General features: G+C 71.2%; 13 protein-coding genes. 3 read left to right on the top strand and 10 right to left on the bottom strand.

Annotation, left to right across the window (positions count from 1 at the left end; translation table 11 throughout):
• Positions 1-49: 49 nt before the first annotated feature.
• The 5 genes from lhpI to LRS07_RS07995 form a co-directional block, all read right to left on the bottom strand.
• The gene (gene lhpI, locus LRS07_RS07975; RefSeq protein ID WP_260501402.1) at positions 50-994 is read right to left on the bottom strand and encodes a bifunctional Delta(1)-pyrroline-2-carboxylate/Delta(1)-piperideine-2-carboxylate reductase; all 945 of its coding nucleotides are present in this window, start codon (positions 992-994) and stop codon (positions 50-52) included.
• 24 nt (positions 995-1,018) lie between these two features.
• Complete coding sequence (locus LRS07_RS07980; RefSeq protein ID WP_260501403.1) at positions 1,019-1,327, bottom strand: antibiotic biosynthesis monooxygenase family protein; 309 nt, start codon at positions 1,325-1,327, stop codon at positions 1,019-1,021.
• A gap of 67 nt (positions 1,328-1,394) precedes the next feature.
• Positions 1,395-2,708, bottom strand: a complete 1,314-nt coding sequence (locus tag LRS07_RS07985) for an EAL domain-containing protein (protein WP_260501404.1) — start codon at positions 2,706-2,708, stop codon at positions 1,395-1,397.
• A 9-nt stretch (positions 2,709-2,717) separates the two neighbouring features.
• Complete coding sequence (locus LRS07_RS07990; protein ID WP_260501405.1) at positions 2,718-5,330, bottom strand: chemotaxis protein CheW; 2,613 nt, start codon at positions 5,328-5,330, stop codon at positions 2,718-2,720.
• A 231-nt stretch (positions 5,331-5,561) separates the two neighbouring features.
• Positions 5,562-7,517 carry an ABC-F family ATP-binding cassette domain-containing protein gene (locus LRS07_RS07995; protein ID WP_260501406.1) on the bottom strand — a complete coding sequence of 652 codons (1,956 nt, stop codon included), beginning with the start codon at positions 7,515-7,517 and terminating at the stop codon, positions 5,562-5,564.
• A gap of 122 nt (positions 7,518-7,639) precedes the next feature.
• Here LRS07_RS07995 and LRS07_RS08000 point away from each other — a divergent pair, with 122 nt between their 5' ends.
• Entirely contained in the window at positions 7,640-8,377 is a 738-nt protein-coding gene (locus tag LRS07_RS08000) for a hypothetical protein (RefSeq protein ID WP_260501407.1), read from the top strand.
• A gap of 24 nt (positions 8,378-8,401) precedes the next feature.
• Here LRS07_RS08000 and LRS07_RS08005 read toward each other — a convergent pair whose 3' ends face one another.
• From LRS07_RS08005 to LRS07_RS08025, 5 genes are all read right to left on the bottom strand, one after another.
• Positions 8,402-8,608, bottom strand: a complete 207-nt coding sequence (locus LRS07_RS08005) for a hypothetical protein (protein ID WP_260501408.1) — start codon at positions 8,606-8,608, stop codon at positions 8,402-8,404.
• Positions 8,592-9,095, bottom strand: a complete 504-nt coding sequence (locus LRS07_RS08010; protein ID WP_260501409.1) for a hypothetical protein — start codon at positions 9,093-9,095, stop codon at positions 8,592-8,594. The genes LRS07_RS08005 and LRS07_RS08010 overlap by 17 nt, the downstream gene beginning before the upstream one ends.
• On the bottom strand, positions 9,079-9,894 hold the full coding sequence (locus tag LRS07_RS08015) for a PEP-CTERM sorting domain-containing protein (protein ID WP_260501410.1): 816 nt from the start codon (positions 9,892-9,894) through the stop codon (positions 9,079-9,081). Before LRS07_RS08015 ends, LRS07_RS08010 begins: the two co-directional genes overlap by 17 nt.
• A gap of 134 nt (positions 9,895-10,028) precedes the next feature.
• Complete coding sequence (locus tag LRS07_RS08020; protein ID WP_260501411.1) at positions 10,029-11,153, bottom strand: LuxR C-terminal-related transcriptional regulator; 1,125 nt, start codon at positions 11,151-11,153, stop codon at positions 10,029-10,031.
• An 8-nt stretch (positions 11,154-11,161) separates the two neighbouring features.
• Positions 11,162-12,289, bottom strand: coding sequence for a helix-turn-helix transcriptional regulator (locus tag LRS07_RS08025; protein ID WP_260501412.1), 1,128 nt, complete (start codon positions 12,287-12,289; stop codon positions 11,162-11,164).
• A 140-nt stretch (positions 12,290-12,429) separates the two neighbouring features.
• Here LRS07_RS08025 and LRS07_RS08030 point away from each other — a divergent pair, with 140 nt between their 5' ends.
• Both LRS07_RS08030 and LRS07_RS08035 read left to right on the top strand, forming a co-directional pair.
• Positions 12,430-13,434, top strand: a complete 1,005-nt coding sequence (locus LRS07_RS08030; protein ID WP_260501413.1) for an ABC transporter substrate-binding protein — start codon at positions 12,430-12,432, stop codon at positions 13,432-13,434.
• Positions 13,421-15,619 carry an ATP-binding response regulator gene (locus LRS07_RS08035; protein WP_260501414.1) on the top strand — a complete coding sequence of 733 codons (2,199 nt, stop codon included), beginning with the start codon at positions 13,421-13,423 and terminating at the stop codon, positions 15,617-15,619. The genes LRS07_RS08030 and LRS07_RS08035 overlap by 14 nt, the downstream gene beginning before the upstream one ends.
• Positions 15,620-15,663: the final 44 nt, after the last annotated feature.

Here is a 15,663-nt window from a genome sequence, read left to right on the forward strand (position 1 = left end):
GGTGGCAACGCGCCGGCCGGATCGGCGGCCGACAGCCGGCCCGCGCCCGTCAGCCCGCTGGCCGCTCGATCGCCAGGCGCGCCGCCGTCAGGTCCTCCAGCGCGGTGCCCACCGACTTGAAGACGGTGCGCTCCTCGTCCGACCGACGCCCCGGGGCCTCGCCGCGGGCCAGCGATGAGAGCGTTCCCCGCACGTCGCCGGCGCCGAACACCCCACGCGCCATCGGCCCCAGCAGGTCGCCGCTCTTGGCCAGCGCCTCGGGCTGGTCGATCCACAGGCCGGCGCCGCGGAAGCAGTCGTCGTCGGCCTCGCGCATGGCGGGCGTAAAGCCGCCGATGAGGTCCAGGTGCGCGCCGGGCTTCAGCCGGCGGCCTTCGATCAGCGGCTCCGCGGCCAGGGTGGCGGTGCTGACCACATCGGCCTCGGCCACCGCGTCGTCGAGTCGGTCCGCCGCCTCGGCGATGAGGCCCAGCGACCGCCAGTGCATGGCCAGCGCCCGCGCCTGCTCGGTCCGGCGCGCCCAGACGCTGACCGTCGCGAGCGGCCGCACTTCGCGCCAAGCCATTGGCAGCAGGCGGGCCACCGCCCCCGCGCCGACGACCAGCAGGTGCAGCGGCCGGCCCCGTGGCGCCAGCCACGACCCGGCCAGCGCCGAGGCCGCCGCGGTGCGCCGGGCCGTCACCACGCCGCCGTCCAGCACCGCCAGCGGCACGCCGGTCTGCGCGTCGAACAGCGTCACCACGGCATGCAGCCCGGGCAGGCCCGACGCCGCGTTGCCGGGCGCGATGTTCACCGTCTTGACCGCGTAGTGCCGGCCTTGCCACGCGGGCATGACCAGCGAGGTCACCCCGGGGGCGCCGACCAGGCCGGGCAGGGCCAGCACCTGCCGCGGCGGCACCACCGTGTCGCCCGCCGCGAAGGCCTCGCGCAGCGCGGGGATCAGGCGGTGAAAGGGCAGGGCCGCCTCGGTGGCGGCGGCGTCAAGGAGGTGCACGGCCGGAACCGGCGCGCGGCGTCGCTAGCGCTCGCCCGACTCGGTCAACCGGTCGAAGTGCTCCACCTGCGGCGCGTGGGCGAAGAAGGGGCCGACGATGGCGCGCCATTCGGCGAAGGCCGGGCTCTGGCGGAAACCGACGTTGTGGGCGTCGACGCTGTCCCACCAGATGGTGAGCAGGTAGCGCTCGGGGCTCTCGATGCCCTTGAGCACGCGGTGGCCGCGGTAGCCGGCGGCCTTGGCGATGACCGTGGTCAGGCCGCGTTCGATCGCGGCGTCGAAGGCGGTCTGCTCGCCCGGGCGGATTCGGATGTCGGCGACTTCGAGGATCATGGTGCGGCGGGCCGGGGCTGTGGGGCCCTGATGATGGCCCAGTCCGGCCACCGCCGGCCGGTGGCGGTCAGAGCGTGTCCCAGGCCACGTCGCCGCACAGCACCTGCAGCGCGGCGGTGGCGGCCGGTGCGAAGGCGATGGAGACCGTCACGCTGAGGTGGCCGCCGTGCAGGGTGCGGTAGGGCCGTGTGGTCTGCACCTGCGCCGGCTGCTGCACCGCCCGCCGGAAGTAGGGCCGGCGGCTCCAGCGGGCGCCGCGCGCATCGCGCAGCGGGGCGAAGGCCAGGCTGGCCGGGCGGCCCAGCGTGGCCTGCCGGACGCGCTCGGCCCAGCAGTTGTCGCCGATCTGCCGGCCGTCGGCGCCCAGCATGTAGCACAGCTCCGCGCCAGGCAGGTCGAGGAAGGCGGCGCAGGCGGTCGGCAGCGGCACGCCGGCCATCATGTGCAGCGCGGCGGACTGCAGGGCCTCGCGGTAGGGCTGCAGCCGGTCGGCCCCGGCCAGCTGGTCGTCCCGCCAGCGGCCCTCGAAGTCGCGCCACACCGCTTCCAGCGCGTTCGGCGCGCGTTCGGCCGCGGCCAGCGCCGCCTGCGGACGGCCGAAGAGGTAACCCTGCACCAGGTCGGCGTCGGACTCCAGCGCGACGAACGCTTCCTCCGTGGTCTCGATGCCTTCCATCAGCACCAGCGCGCCGCATTCGTGCAGCAGCGACACCAGCTGCACGATCATCCGCCGCACGGCGCGGTCGCCCGCCGCGCGGGCGACCAGGCTGCGGTCGAGCTTGACGATCTCGGGCTTGAGCCGCCAGACGCGGTCGAAGTTGGAATGGCCGGCGCCGAAGTCGTCCAGCGCGATGAGGCAGCCGTGCTCGCGGGCGTTCCGGATCGAGGCCTCCACCTGCTGCGGCTGCGTCGCCAGCGCGCTTTCCAGCACCTCGATCACCAGCCGCTGCGGCGGGATGCCGAAGCGGTGCATGACGGTGTCGGTGAACGACCGCACCTCGCCTTCGCGCCAGCCGCCGAACAGGGCCGGGTGGGCGTTGAGGAACAGCCACTGGTCGGCCGGTGGCGCGACCGCGTGGTTGGCCAGGTGCACCGCACGGGCCAGCCAGTCGCGGCGCCACAGCTCGTCGAGGTCGTCGCCGAGGTCAAACACCTGCGGCGGCGGCACCGGCCGGCCCTGCGCATCGCTGGCGCGCAGCAGCGCCTCGTGGCCCACCACCCGGCCGTGGGACAGGCTGTAGATCGGCTGGAAGTGGCTGGCCAGCCGCAGGCCGGCATGGTCGGCGACGAAGACCCCGCCCTCGCGCCGCAGCTGCGACAGCAGGTCGCCGGCGTCGACGGGCAGCGCACGGTGGACGGGGGAGGCGGCGACGGCGGTCATCACGGCACGTTACGCAAGGGCCAGGCCGGTCGGGGACCGAGACGCGTGACGAATCGCCGTTTCGGCCGGCGCCGTCGCGCCCGGCCCGGTCGGGCCGTCGTGCGGACCGCTGTCCAGGCGCAGCGCGCCGGCGATGGCCGCCACGTCCAGCACCTGGATCAGGAGGGCCCCGCGGTTGGCCTTGACCAGTCGCTGCACCAGGGCGCCGCCCTGCACCCGGGGCGCGGGGATGACGGCAGCGGGATCGAACGCCGGCACGCCGTGCAGTTCGTCCACCGTCAGGCCGAAGTGGAGGCCCGCGTGTTCCAGCACGATGACCTGGCCGTCGTCGCCGGTCGCCGCATCGCCGCCCAGCAGGGCATGCAGGTCGTAGACCCAGACATGGCCCTCGACCTGGCCGTCGCGGCGCCGCGGCAGCAGGCCCACCCGTGGCGGCTGCTGACCCAGCGACACCGGCAGCAGCTGGCGGGCGGGCAGCGCCTCGCGCACCGCCGCCGCCGGCAGTGCCATCAGGACCTGGCCGACGAAGAAGGTGGCGAACTCCTCGCCGCCGTTCAGCGGGTCGTCGGCGATGGCGGTGTCGGCGCGGCGGCGCACACCACCCGCGTCGCGCAGCGCGCCCAGTGGCTGGAAGGTGAGGGCGATGACGTCGTCGGCGTTGCCGTCGCGGGTCTTGAACTCGCGGTAGCCGGCGTTCACCGTCGCGCTGACCAGCGCATAACAACCGTCTCGCTCGATGATCGAACGGTCGCTGGCGCCGCGCGGCAGCTGGCCCACCGCGCCGATGTCCACCCGGCTGCCGGGCGGGTTGCGGGGCGAGGTGCTGGCCAGCACCCGGCCCTGGCGGTCGACGTAGCTGGCCTGGATGCCCGGCGCCGCGGACTCGATGCTGCGCAGCATGGCGTCCAGCTCGACGGTCGCGTTGAAGACGATGCCGATGCCGCCGAGCACGCGGCGTTCGTCGTCCAGCGCCCGGATGGCGGCGTGGTACACGGCGGTGCTGCGGCCGTCGTCCAGCGGGCACGGGCCGAAGCGGCTGACGTGGTAGTGCTGGGCATCGGCCAGGCGCAGCACCGCGGCCAGGTCCTCGGCGTCGATGCGGCGACCGACGACGCTGCTGCCGTCGGCCAGCCGCGGCCGGCTGGCCGCGACGATGCGGCCCTCGGCGTCGTACACCACCAGCCGGCTGTAGACGGTGTAGAGCGCGTTGATGTTCTCGAGGATGGCCGCCACCCCGCCCCCGGTGTCGTCGGCCAACGGCGCCCGGTCGGCCAGTGCCTGGCGCAGCTCCGGTGTGCGGGCCCACCAGCGGCAGTCGTTGGCGCGCTCGTAGAGGTTGCGGTCGAGCAGGTCGACCAGCAGGTGCGACAGCGACCGCGCGGCGGACAGCCGCGAGGCCAGCACCGTGTCGTAGAGGTCGCGGATGGCGGCGTCGAAGAGCTCGTCGGTGCGCGCACCGGTCTCGCTGATCTGGTCGAGCACGCACTTCAGCTTGTGCAGGTCGCGCCCGCGCCCGGCGGTCATCACCTGGCCGTTCCAGACGACGCGGCGCACCGCGTCGGCCTCGGTCACCACCTCGTACAGCGGCGGGCAGAAGCTGCGCGCATGCGACAGCAGCCCGTCGGCCACGTGCGGGGCCAGCGTCTTCAGGACACCGCCCAGTTCGCCATGGAAGGCCACGTCCACCGGGATCATCACCTGGCCCTGCCAGCCGGCCGGCCCCGGGTAGCCCTGGTAGGGCTGCGCCGCGCAGGTGGTGACCAGGTACTCGCGGCCGCCGTGCAGGCACAGCCGCGGCTGGCGGTCGCGGTTCACCGGCACGCGGGTGCCGCGGGCGATCCATGCCTCGTCGGCGCTGGCGATCACGCGGTCGTCGCCGTCGAGCAGCAGCAGGATGGAGCGGCCTTCGGCGTCGCCGCGGCTGGCGAAGATGCCCGCCATCTCGGTGTCGAAGCCGAACACCAGGCACAGCACGCCGACCGCGCCGCCGTGCTGCGGGTGGCACACCCGCTGCGCGTAGACCAGGGCCTCGCCGCGGCCCGGGCGCAGGTCGGTGATGCCGAAGCGCTCGACATGGCGGTCGCTGGCCAGCGCCGCCGCCAGCACCGGGTCCGCGCTGTGCGACAGCCGCTCGCCGGTGTCGTCCATCTGCGCCATCACCTCGCCGTCGGGGCTGAGCAGCAGCACTTCGTCGTACACGGTGTACTTCTCGCGGTACGACCGCAGCCGTCGCTCGACCCGCTCGCGGTCGTCGGTGAGGCCCGCCAGGTGCTCGGCCAGCACGCGGTTGCTGGCCAGGAAGCCGACGTCCGCCGTGCGCTCGTACAGGTTGCGCACCAGCAGGTCGATGACATGGCGCGCGCGGGTGCCCACCTCGCCCATGACGTTGGCCACCTTCTCCTGCACCAGGCTGGCCACCAGGTCGCGCTCCAACCGCTGGAAGCCCTGGCGGGTGGCGGCCATCATCGGCAGGATGCTGCGCGCCTCCTCCGGGCAGTTCATCTTGGCGCCGGCCTCGATGACGCGCCACATCAGGTTGAGCTCGCGCAGCGACGCCTCGCAGCGCTGGACGTCCCGCATGTGGGACAGGAAGTCGTCGGGGTTGAGGGCGGCGTGGGCCATGCTCAGGGGCTCCGGCAGGTGAACGGGCCCGCACGCACCGTGCGGGGCTGCAGTTCTGCACTGCAGCAATCAACCTATCGTCAACCCTTGGTGGTGCTGTAAGAAGCTCTCGTTGGGGACCGCGCGCGGCGTGACACCGATCACGAAAGACCGGTCACGGCGTGCAGATTGCGCACACGGTCAGCCTCCGGATCGACCCCGCGCCCGGCGTCCGGCCGGGAGGCGCCTGCGTCAGCCGAGCTGCTCCAGCGCCTCGCCCAATTCGAGCCAGCGGCCTTCGAGCGCCGCCAGTTCGTCGTCCAGCGACTTCAGCCGCCGGCCCGCGTCGGCCCGCTCGGCCGGCGACCGGGCGCCGGCGGCCAGCAGGGCCAGCGCGGCCTCGCGGTCGCGGCTGCAGGCGGCCATGCGGGCCTCGACCTGCTTCAGCTCGGCCTTCAGCGGCCGGGCCTCGTCCTGCCGGCGCTGGCGGTCGGCGGCCTGCTGGCGGCGGGCGTCGCGGGCCGGCGGTGCCGGCGGGGCGGCCACGGCGGCCGCGGGCGCCGGCGCGCTGGCGCGCCCGGCGCGCTCCTGGTTGCGCTCCAGGCGCGCGGCCTTCACCGCCTCGCGCGCGTTGTCCTGCAGCCAGCGCTGGTAGTCGTCGAGGTCGCCGTCGAAGGGCTGCACGCCGCCGCCGGTGACCAGCCAGAACTCGTCGCACACCTCGCGCAGCAGCGCACGGTCGTGGCTGACCAGCAGCACCGTGCCCTCGAACTCGTTGAGCGCCATCGACAGCGCCTCGCGGGTGGTGAGGTCGAGGTGGTTGGTCGGCTCGTCGAGCAGCAGCAGGTTGGGCCGCTGCCAGACGATGCTGGCCAGCACCAGCCGCGCCCGTTCGCCGCCGGACAGCGTGCCGACGGCCTGGTGCACCATGTCGCCGGCGAACTGGAACTGGCCGAGGAAGTTGCGCAGCGCCTGCTCGGTGCCGGCCGGCCCGCGGTCGCGCGCCAGCCGCGTCATGTGCTGCAGCGGCGTGTCGTCCTCCTTCAGCAGGTCGAGTTCCTGCTGCGCGAAGTAACCCAGCGCCAGGCCCTTGCCCTCGGTCATGCCGCCGGCCAGCGGCGGAAGTTCGTGGGCGATGGTCTTCACCAGCGTCGACTTGCCCTGCCCGTTGGCGCCGAGGATGCCGATGCGCTGGCCGGCGAGCACGCTGCGGTTGATGTCCTTGACGATGGTCGTCGTGCCGTAGCCGCAGGACAGGTCCTTCAGGCTGAGCATCGGGTTGGGCAGGCTGGGCGGCTCGCGGAACTCGAAGGCGAAGTCGGCGGCGGTCAGCACGGCGCTGATGCGCTCCATGCGCTCCAGCGCCTTGACCCGGCTCTGCGCCTGCTTGGCCTTGGTGGCCTTGGCCTTGAAGCGGTCGATGAAGCGCTGCAGGTGGGCGATGCGGTCCTGCTGGCGTTCGTAGGCCGCCTGCTGCTGCATCAGCCGCTCGGCGCGCATGCCTTCGAAGGCGCTGTAGTTGCCGCCCCAGCGTGTCAGCCTTGCGTCTTCCAGGTGCAGCGTCACGGTGGTGATGGCGTCGAGGAACTCGCGGTCGTGGCTGATCACCAGCAGCGTGCCGGCGAAGCGCTGCAGCCAGCCCTCCAGCCAGACCAGCGCGTCCAGGTCCAGGTGGTTGGTCGGCTCGTCCAGCAGCAGCAGCTCGGCCGGGCACATCAGCGCGCGGGCCAGCTGCAGCCGCATGCGCCAGCCGCCGGAGAAGCTGTTCACCGGCGCGTCCAGCTGGTCGGCCTTGAAGCCCAGGCCGAGCAGCAGCGCCTGCGCGCGCGGGCGGGCGTCGAAGGCGCCGGCGTCGGCCAGCGCGGCGTGCGCGTCGCCGATGGCATGGCCATCGCCGCCGGCCTCGGCCTCGGCCAGCGCGGCCTGCGCGGCCATCAGCGTCACGTCGCCCTGCAGCACGAAGTCGGTGGCGCCGTCCTCGGTCTCCGGCATGTGCTGGGCCACCTCGCCGATGCGCCAGTGCGGCGGGATCTCGGCGTCGCCGGCGTCGGGCGAAAGGCGCCCGGCGAGCAGCGAGAACAGGCTGGATTTGCCGGCACCGTTGCGGCCGACCAGGCTGGCCTTCTCGCCGGGGTTGAGGGTGACGGTGGCGTCCTGCAGCACCACCTTGACGCCGCGGCGCAGGGTGAGCTGCTTGAGCTGGATCATGGGTCTCGGTTGTCGGCCGAGGCCGACATGAAAAGGGGCAGATTATCGGCGCCGCCGCCGCGCGCCCGGGCACCTGCCTTGCACCCACCGGTCCATCCACGTTCCCCAGCAAGGAGACCGACATGCGACACACCGTCGTTGGCGTTTTCGACCGTTACGCCGCGGCCGAGCAGGCGGCGCGCAGCCTCGCCGCCCGCGGCATCCAGGAGGACCACGTGCACCTGACCCGCCCGGCGGGCGACAAGGCCTTCGAGCCGGTCGACGACGACGGCGTGATGGCCCACGTGCGCAGCTTCTTCGCCGAGCTGTTCGGGCCGGACGAGGTGACGCAGGTGGGCCATTACGCCAGGGCCGTCCAGCGCGGCGGCGCGGTGGTGCGCGTGGAGGTGGACGAAGCGGCGCAGGCCACGGTCGTCCAGCAGGCCCTGCAGCAGGCCGGGGCGGTGGACATCGACGACGAGGACGACGACGAACGCATCGCCGGGCCGATGAGCGACACCGGCGTGGCAGACGGCGGCGTGCGGGTCTATCCCCGCGCGAGCGGCCCGTCGACCGCCCCGTCCGCGCCCACGTCCGCCGACACCGTGACCGCTGCCACGCCCGGCGCGGTGGTGCACACCGACGAGGCGCTGCTCTTCCGCGAGGACTTCGAATCGAACTACGCCGGCAGCGGCGGGCGCTGGGAGGACTACGAGCCGGCCTACCGCCACGGCAGCACCTGGGGCTCCGACCCGCAGCACCACGGTCGGTCGTGGGACGAGGTGGAGCCGCACGCCCGCTCGGCCTGGGAGCGCGACCACCCCGGCAGCGCATGGGAGCGGGTGAAGGCCGCGGTGAAGCGGGGGTGGGGGCGGGTGTGAACACGGCGGCCGCTCGCCGCGGCGTCACGACAAGACCATGACTCCTGGCGCCAGTTCCAGCGCCCGTGCGCGCCGGTCGAACTTGCGGTCGTCGAAGGTGACCAGGCCCTCCACTCGTTTCAGGGCGAGGACGTTGCTCCCCGTTGTGTCCGGCATGCCCTGCCGGCCTTCCACCTGCGAAGGTCTATTGCCATTCCCAGGATCATGAAGCCACTCAGAAGACTTGCCCATGTGGAGGGCTCGGGAATCGGTGCGGTGGGATGTCGAAACGCACATGGTCAATGGCGAAGTCAAGCTGACGTTGGTCATACCCATAGGGGCTGAACTGGAGGAAAGAAACCACGCCGCGGTCGAGTGCACCGAACAGCTCTGCGTCGAGCTGGGGGAGAGACGCCAAGAGGGAAAGGTTGAGAGCGGAAATCCATGCGGAGTAAGGCTGCATGCCATCCCATGACGGTCCGGTGACCGCGTTGCTGTCACCCCGCCCAAGTTCCAAATGCGTCGGAGGAAGTCGAGAAATCCGTGTCGTCGGCGCCACCGGGGTGAAGGTGTTGCCGTTGACCGTGATCTGGAAAAGCGCGGCGGGTGCGTTGTAGGTGGCTCCATAAACGTCCAACGCCGATGGCACGGCTTGGGGGTCGAAACTGAAGGTGCCGGCGACGCCATCGCCTACCGAAACCCAGCCATCGGGGGCGGGATAGCTAAAGGACTGGCCCAAAAAGACGGAATAGGAAGACGCACTGAGGCTCGTGACCTGCCCGCTGAAGGAACCGGTGATCGGCACCGCGTTGGCGTTGACGGGCCAGCAGCAGGCCCGGGATGGCAGGCCAAGCGGCGGCGCGCAGGCAGTGCTTGAAGCGGCGGCGAAGGATCAGGGCGGCGAGACCTGCCAACAACGAGGCCAAGGACGCCGGCTCCGGTATGGGACTGACGGGCGCGACCGAACTGATGCGGAAGTTCACTTCGTGCACTCGACGCAGCGTGCTGGTGAGCGGGTCGACGAGCTCGGCGAAGTTGAGGGTTCCGCGGTTCAATGCCAGAAGGCCACTATCGGTGATGCCTGAAGGCGAGACGGCCGGTGAGCCATCCACTAGCAGGTTGGCGACGATGGGCGGGACGCCATCCATCTCAGGTCCTGCCGCGTTGCCGAGGATTGACAGCAGGTGAGCGTAAGGAAAGACGTACGACAGGTTCTCCGACGTGGCATAGGCCAGACCCGCAACGTTCAAGGTGAACTTGACCGCCTGTGGCCCGTAGACGACGTAACTGTCACCGTGCGGCGAGATGGGCGGATCCGATGGATCGAAGGTTATCGTCCCCCACACGGCATGGCCCACTTCGATGGGCAAGCTCGGCAGCGAGATGACGAGGCCTTCGTAGGTCGACCGCACTTGCGTGACCGTGCCGGCGTACTGGTACAGCAGCGGCACTGCCAACGCCGACGTCAGCAGGCCAGCCTGCAGCGTCAGGGCGGCCAAGCCCTGCAGCGCCATGCGGCGCACGAAGGCCAGGATCAATTTGATGCGCTGTGATGGCCGGTGCACGTGATTCCTCCAGAATCGTTGTCGATATACCAGCATCGTCGGAAGTCGTGCGGCACGCCTCCTCAAGCCGCACGACCGAGAGCGGTGCGGCTATCGCCGACCACCCCCTATTTGCGTGTCAGGCGCCCCACCACATCCGCCAATCGCCGCTCGCCGGTCTTCTCCAGCAGGCTGCGAATGTGCGTGCGCACGGTGGACACCTTGACGCCTTGGTGCACGGCCACCTGGTCGGGCGACAGGCCTTGGCTGCACAGCGTCAACACGGCCTGTTCGGCTTTGGAGAATGCGTAGAAGTCGGCCACGGCCTGCAGACGGTCCTTCACGGACGCCAGCGAGTCCACCGTCACCGACATCACCTGCGCCATCCCTGGCCACACGGACCGCAGCCGAATGTCCTGGCTCTGGGTCAGAAGCAACTCGCCGGTAGCCACGGCCTCACCATCTCCCGCCCACAGGCCCACGCGAGAGGCGCCGTTGGCCGCGCAGGACGCGAGCACGGCAGCGAACCCATGGGCGTTGAGCTGGAAGACGCCCCGCAGCCGCCCGCCCGTGATGCGCACGTGCTGACTCCGCCGCATCAACGCCTGTGCGGCGTGGTTGGCGAACAGCACCTCCCCATCCACGCCAAGCACGAACGTCGGCACCGGATGGCCATCCAGCGCCGCGATGACGCTGGCCTTCGCCTGCGACTGCCAGGCCCGGCTGCGGCGCACCAGCAGGCTGGCGCGCAGCGCCGGGGCCAGCAGTTGCAGGGCCTTGGTGGTGGTTTGCGCGTCGAAGTCGTCAGCGTCTTCCGGCCTCACCAGCGAGAAGTGCATGCGGGGCAGGCCGCCGGGCTGGTTGCCGTTGTCGACCAGCACACAGCCGATGTGGAAGATGCCGGCCTGGCGTGCGCAGTCGCTGTAATAGGCGGTGCGGCGCAATTCATGGGGTGCCAGGTAGCTGGAACCCAAGGTGACCATGCCGGTGTCCATGGGCAGCCGCATGGCAAGGCGGCGATTGATCCAGGGATCGTCATGCGTCCACTGCGCGACGGTGGCCAACTGCTCGGCGGCCAATCCCTGGGACAGGAACTGCACGTCCGTCGATCCCACCGCATCCGGCGAGAACAGCGCGATCGCGTTGGCATTGAACGCTCGGCGCGCCTTGGCGAGAAAGGCCGTGAGGGCACCGTCCTGACCTTCGCCTTCCAGCAGGCTGCGGTGCAGGTCCAGCACCGTGTCGAAGTCCACGCCGACGCTCATCGGCGCGAACAGAGCGCCAGCACGTCCTGCACGCGGTGAACGCCCGACTTGGCGAGCAACTGGCTGATGTGGGTTCGCACGGTCGAGACCTTGACGCCCAGTCGGATGGCCACCTGGTCGGGCGGGTGGCCGTCGCGCAGCAACCGCAGCACGGCCTGCTCCGCCTTCGACAGACCATAGGCTTGGGCCACCGCCAGCAGCCGGTCCTCGGCCTGGGCCGGCTGGTCCACCGCCACCGACACCACATGCGACAGGGCAGGCCAGAGGGTGCGCAGCCGGTCGTCGGTGCTGTGCGTCATCAGCAGTTCGCCGGTGGCGATCGCCTGCCCGTCGAGCGCCCACAGGCCGATGCGCGCAGTGCCGTTGGCGGCGCAGGATGTGAACGCCGCCGACAAGGCGTGTGCATTTAGCTGGAAGACACGACGAAGCCGCCCCGCGGCCACGGTGAGCCAGTTGGTCCGCCGCATCAGCTCCCGGGCCGCGGCGTTGGCGAACAGCACCTCGCCATCCGCAGCCAGCACGAAGGTGGGCACCGGGTGGGCGTCCAGGGCTGTGATGACGCCGGCCTTGCTTTCCGCCTGCCACGCCCGGTTCCGCCGCACCAGCAGGCTGGCGCGGACCGCCGGCGCCAACAACTGCAGTGCCTTGGCGGTGGTGTCGGTGTCGAAGTCGTGGCGGTCCTCAGGGCGGACGAGGGTGAAGTGCACCCGCGGCAGGCCCCCGGGCCGGGTGCCGTCGTCGATGACCGCCGTGCCGATGTGGAATACACCGGCCTGTCGTCCGCATTCGCCATAGAACTCGGTGCGCCGCAGTTCCTGCGGCGCCAGGTAGCTGGAGCCCATGGCGATCAAGCCGATGTCCATGCGCAGCCCGAGCGCCTGGCGGCGCTTGATCCAAGGATCGTGGTGCGTCCATTGCGCGATGGACGACAGTTGTTCGGCGGCCAGGCCTTGCGACATGAACTGCACGTCCTGCGCCCCCACCGGCTGTGGTGAGAACAACGCCGCAGCGTTGGCGTCGAAGGCGTGCCTGGCCTTCTCGAGAAAACGTTCCAGTGCGCCGTCCTGGCCTTCGCCTTCCAAGAGCGTGCGTTGCAGGTCCAGCAGTCGGTCGTGGTCGAGCATCTGAATCGGCGTTGAGGTGGACGCCTGGCGTTCTCGCAAGGGCAGGGCCACTGTCGCGGTACCGCCTCCACAAGATCAATGATTCAAAGGTATCGGTGACCCCCCAAGCTGAGCATCCAGGCCGGGGCAACAATCCAGCCATGGGCTCGAAACAACAGGTCGCGGCCGCTCCGTTGGCCATCAGCTCACTGATGGGGCGGGTGATGTGGCTTGCATGCGCCGTGTGTCCTGCACCGGCGCTGGCCGCCGACGTCCCGCTCATCGGCTACCTCTCCTTCCTCTCGCCCGGCAACCCATTTACCTGCGGCAAGCTGCTCAAGAGTGCGCTGGCCGAGCGCGGCGTGCTGGAGGGGCGCGACTACCGCATGCAGGTGGCGTACGCCAACGGCACCGAGCCGGGGCTTCAGGAAGCGGCGCGTCAGTTGGCGGCCGCCAAGCCGGCGCTGATGGTGTCCGGCGGGGTCAACCCGATGCTGGCGCTGGCCCGAGCGGCACCGAACACGCCGCTGGTGACGGTGGGCAGTGGCAGCCTGCTGGACCTGGGGCTGGTGCGCAGCCATGCCCGGCCTGGCGGCCTGCTCACCGGCATCTCGAATGGCGGCGAGGAACATGTGTTCAAGTTGATCGAACTGCTGCTGCAGGCCTTCCCGGGCATCGAGCAGGTGGGCATCGTCGCCAACCAGCACCACCCAGGGCATGTGCTGCGGCAGCAGTTGGTGCACGACCGGGTCAAGCCGCGACGGGTGCAGGCTCGCTATGTCTGGGTGGACGGCGACAAGGGGGTGGAAGCGGCCTACCAGCGCCTGGCGCAGCAGGGCATCCGGCATGCGGTGTATCTGCCGGACTGGCTGCCCAACGCACGGGTGCACGCCGCCGTAGCGTCGAAGTTGGGCATTGCGACGATCGGCTTCGCGGGCAGCTTTGCCGATGCCGGGGGGCTGATGCACTTCACCATCGTCGGGGGTGAGGGCTGCAGCCGCGCGGCTCACCATGTGCAACAGCTGTTGGCCGGCCGACGCCCGGGCGACGTGCCGGTCGAGGAGGTGCAGGACTACCGCCTGACGGTCAACCTGCAGGCTGCTCGGCGGCTGGGCGTCACGTTCGCGCCGGCCTTCCTGCTGCGCGCGGACCGTGTCATCGAGTGATGGAGCCGCCCGGCCGCGGGCGTCGGACCTGGCCGTCCTGTTCCGCCGCTACCTGCTGGCCGCGGCCTTGCTGGTGCTGGCGATGATGGCAGCGCTGGGCACTTACCAGGCCCATGCCGTCTGGCGCGACACCGAAGCGGCGCTGCAGCAGCGACACCGGCTGGTGGTGTGGTCGGCCACACAGCAACTCGGCGCGGCGCTGGACCGGCAGGTCGGGCAGTTGCGCGGCTCGCTGCGCCAGCTCGAAGGCTGGTCGCGGCTTGACGGCGCGCTGCGCGAGCAGGAGGTCTACCGGCTGCTGAAGAGCGACAACGCCTTCACTGCTGCGCGTCTGCATGCCCCTGCGCAGGACCTGCTGCTGCAGGCCGGTCGCGTGGTCAACGATGGACTGGTGCATGCCGACACCGATGCGCCGGACTGGCCCGAGCCGGATCGAGTCGACGCGCCGAGCTTCGGTCCGGTATTCCGTCACAACGGCTCGGCGCCGAGGGTGCGCATCGTCCTCGGCGGGCGCTCTGCCGTCTCCGGCCGGCCCAACCTGTACCTCGGCGTGGAGACGGCGCTGCACCCGTTGTCGGCGGAGCTGCGCCGACTGCTGCCCAGCCCGCGCAGCGCGCTGTACCTCGTCGATCGCGATGGCCGCATCGTCGTCCACAGCGAGCAGCAGCAGACCTTCGCGGCAGTCGGCTGGAACGACCTGCACCCGGGTGTGGCCGCGCCCACTCAGCAGGTCGACCTGCTACGGCTGAATCGCGGTGGCAGCGGAGATGGCGTGATCACCACTGCCTCCTTCCCGCCGCTGCAGGCCACCCTGGTGCTGGAGCAGCCGTGGGACGAAGCCTGGCGGCCGGTGCGCACTTCCATCCAGCGCAGCATCGTCGCCACTGTGTTCGTGCTGGCGGCCACGCTGCTGGTGGTCATGGTGCCGGCGCGTCGCATGACGTCGCTGGTGAGCCGGCTGGCCGGGGCGCACGAGCGCATCCGTGCGCAGGCCCTGGCGCTACAGGACCTGAACGTCGCGCTGGACCGGCGCACGCTGGAAGCCGAGCGGGCCAACCTGGCCAAGACCCGCTTCATCGTCGCCGCCAGCCACGACCTGCACCAGCCGATGCAGGCCATCGCGCTGCTGGCCGACGTCTTGTCGCGCCATGTCGACGAAAAGCCCGACCCGCTGCTCGTCCAGCAACTGCAGGACGCCGCGGGCGCGATGGGCCAGCTGTTCCAGGGCATCCTCGACATGTCGCGGTTGGAGGCCGGCGCCGTGGCGGTGCGGCGCGGCCGGACCTCGATCGACGAGGTGCTTTCGCGGGTGGTAGCGCAGACCCGCCCCCAGGCCGCGCGAAACCGGGTCGCGCTGCACTGGCACCGGTCGCCCAACGTTCGCTACGGCGACACCGATGCGCTGCTGTTGGAGCGCATCGTGCTGAACCTGGTCGGCAACGCCGTGCGCTACACGCCGGCCGGTGGGCGGGTGCTGATCGGATGCCGGCCGCGGGGCGGCACGCTGAAGATCGAAGTGTGGGACACCGGCATCGGCATCGCCGACGCCGACCGCGAGCGCATCTTCGAGGAGTTCACGCAACTGGGAGCCGCGGTGGTGGCGCCAGAGCGCGAGCGGGGATTGGGGTTGGGCCTGGCGGTGGTGAGCCGGCTGTCCGCGCTGCTCGGCCACCGGGTGACGGTGTGTTCGTTACCGGGACGCGGCAGTCGCTTCACGTTGGCTTTGCCCATGGCCGATGCACCCGCAGCGCCCGCGGCCGGCCCTGACGGTGCAGCGCACGCCCTCGACGCCCAACTGCCCGACCACGCCCGCGGCGCCTTCGTGATCGTCATCGACGACGATGCCGCGGTTCGCCAGGCGTTGGGCTTGGCGCTGGACGCGGTGGGCTGCCCGCGCATCGTCGCCGCCAGTGCCGACGAGGCGCTGCATCAGCTGGAGCAGCACCAGCGGCTTCCCGACCTGGTGATTTCCGACCACCGGCTGGGCAAGGGCCGGGACGGGGTGTCGGCCATCGCCGAGTTGCGGACCGCGTTGGGCGACCCGGAACTGCCGGCCGCCGTGCTGTCGGGCGACCTGGCCGAAGAAGACCTGCGCGCCATCCATGCGGCCGGCCTCCCGCTGCTGCACAAACCCTTGCGGCTGCGCCAGCTCGTCGAGGTGCTCGGCCGGGTGCGGTCTGCCTAGCCAGAAGACGGCTGACCATCGTCGGCCGTCCAGGTCAAGCCGAG

The organism is Aquabacterium sp. J223 (assembly GCF_024666615.1).
GTDB lineage: Bacteria > Pseudomonadota > Gammaproteobacteria > Burkholderiales > Burkholderiaceae_C > J223.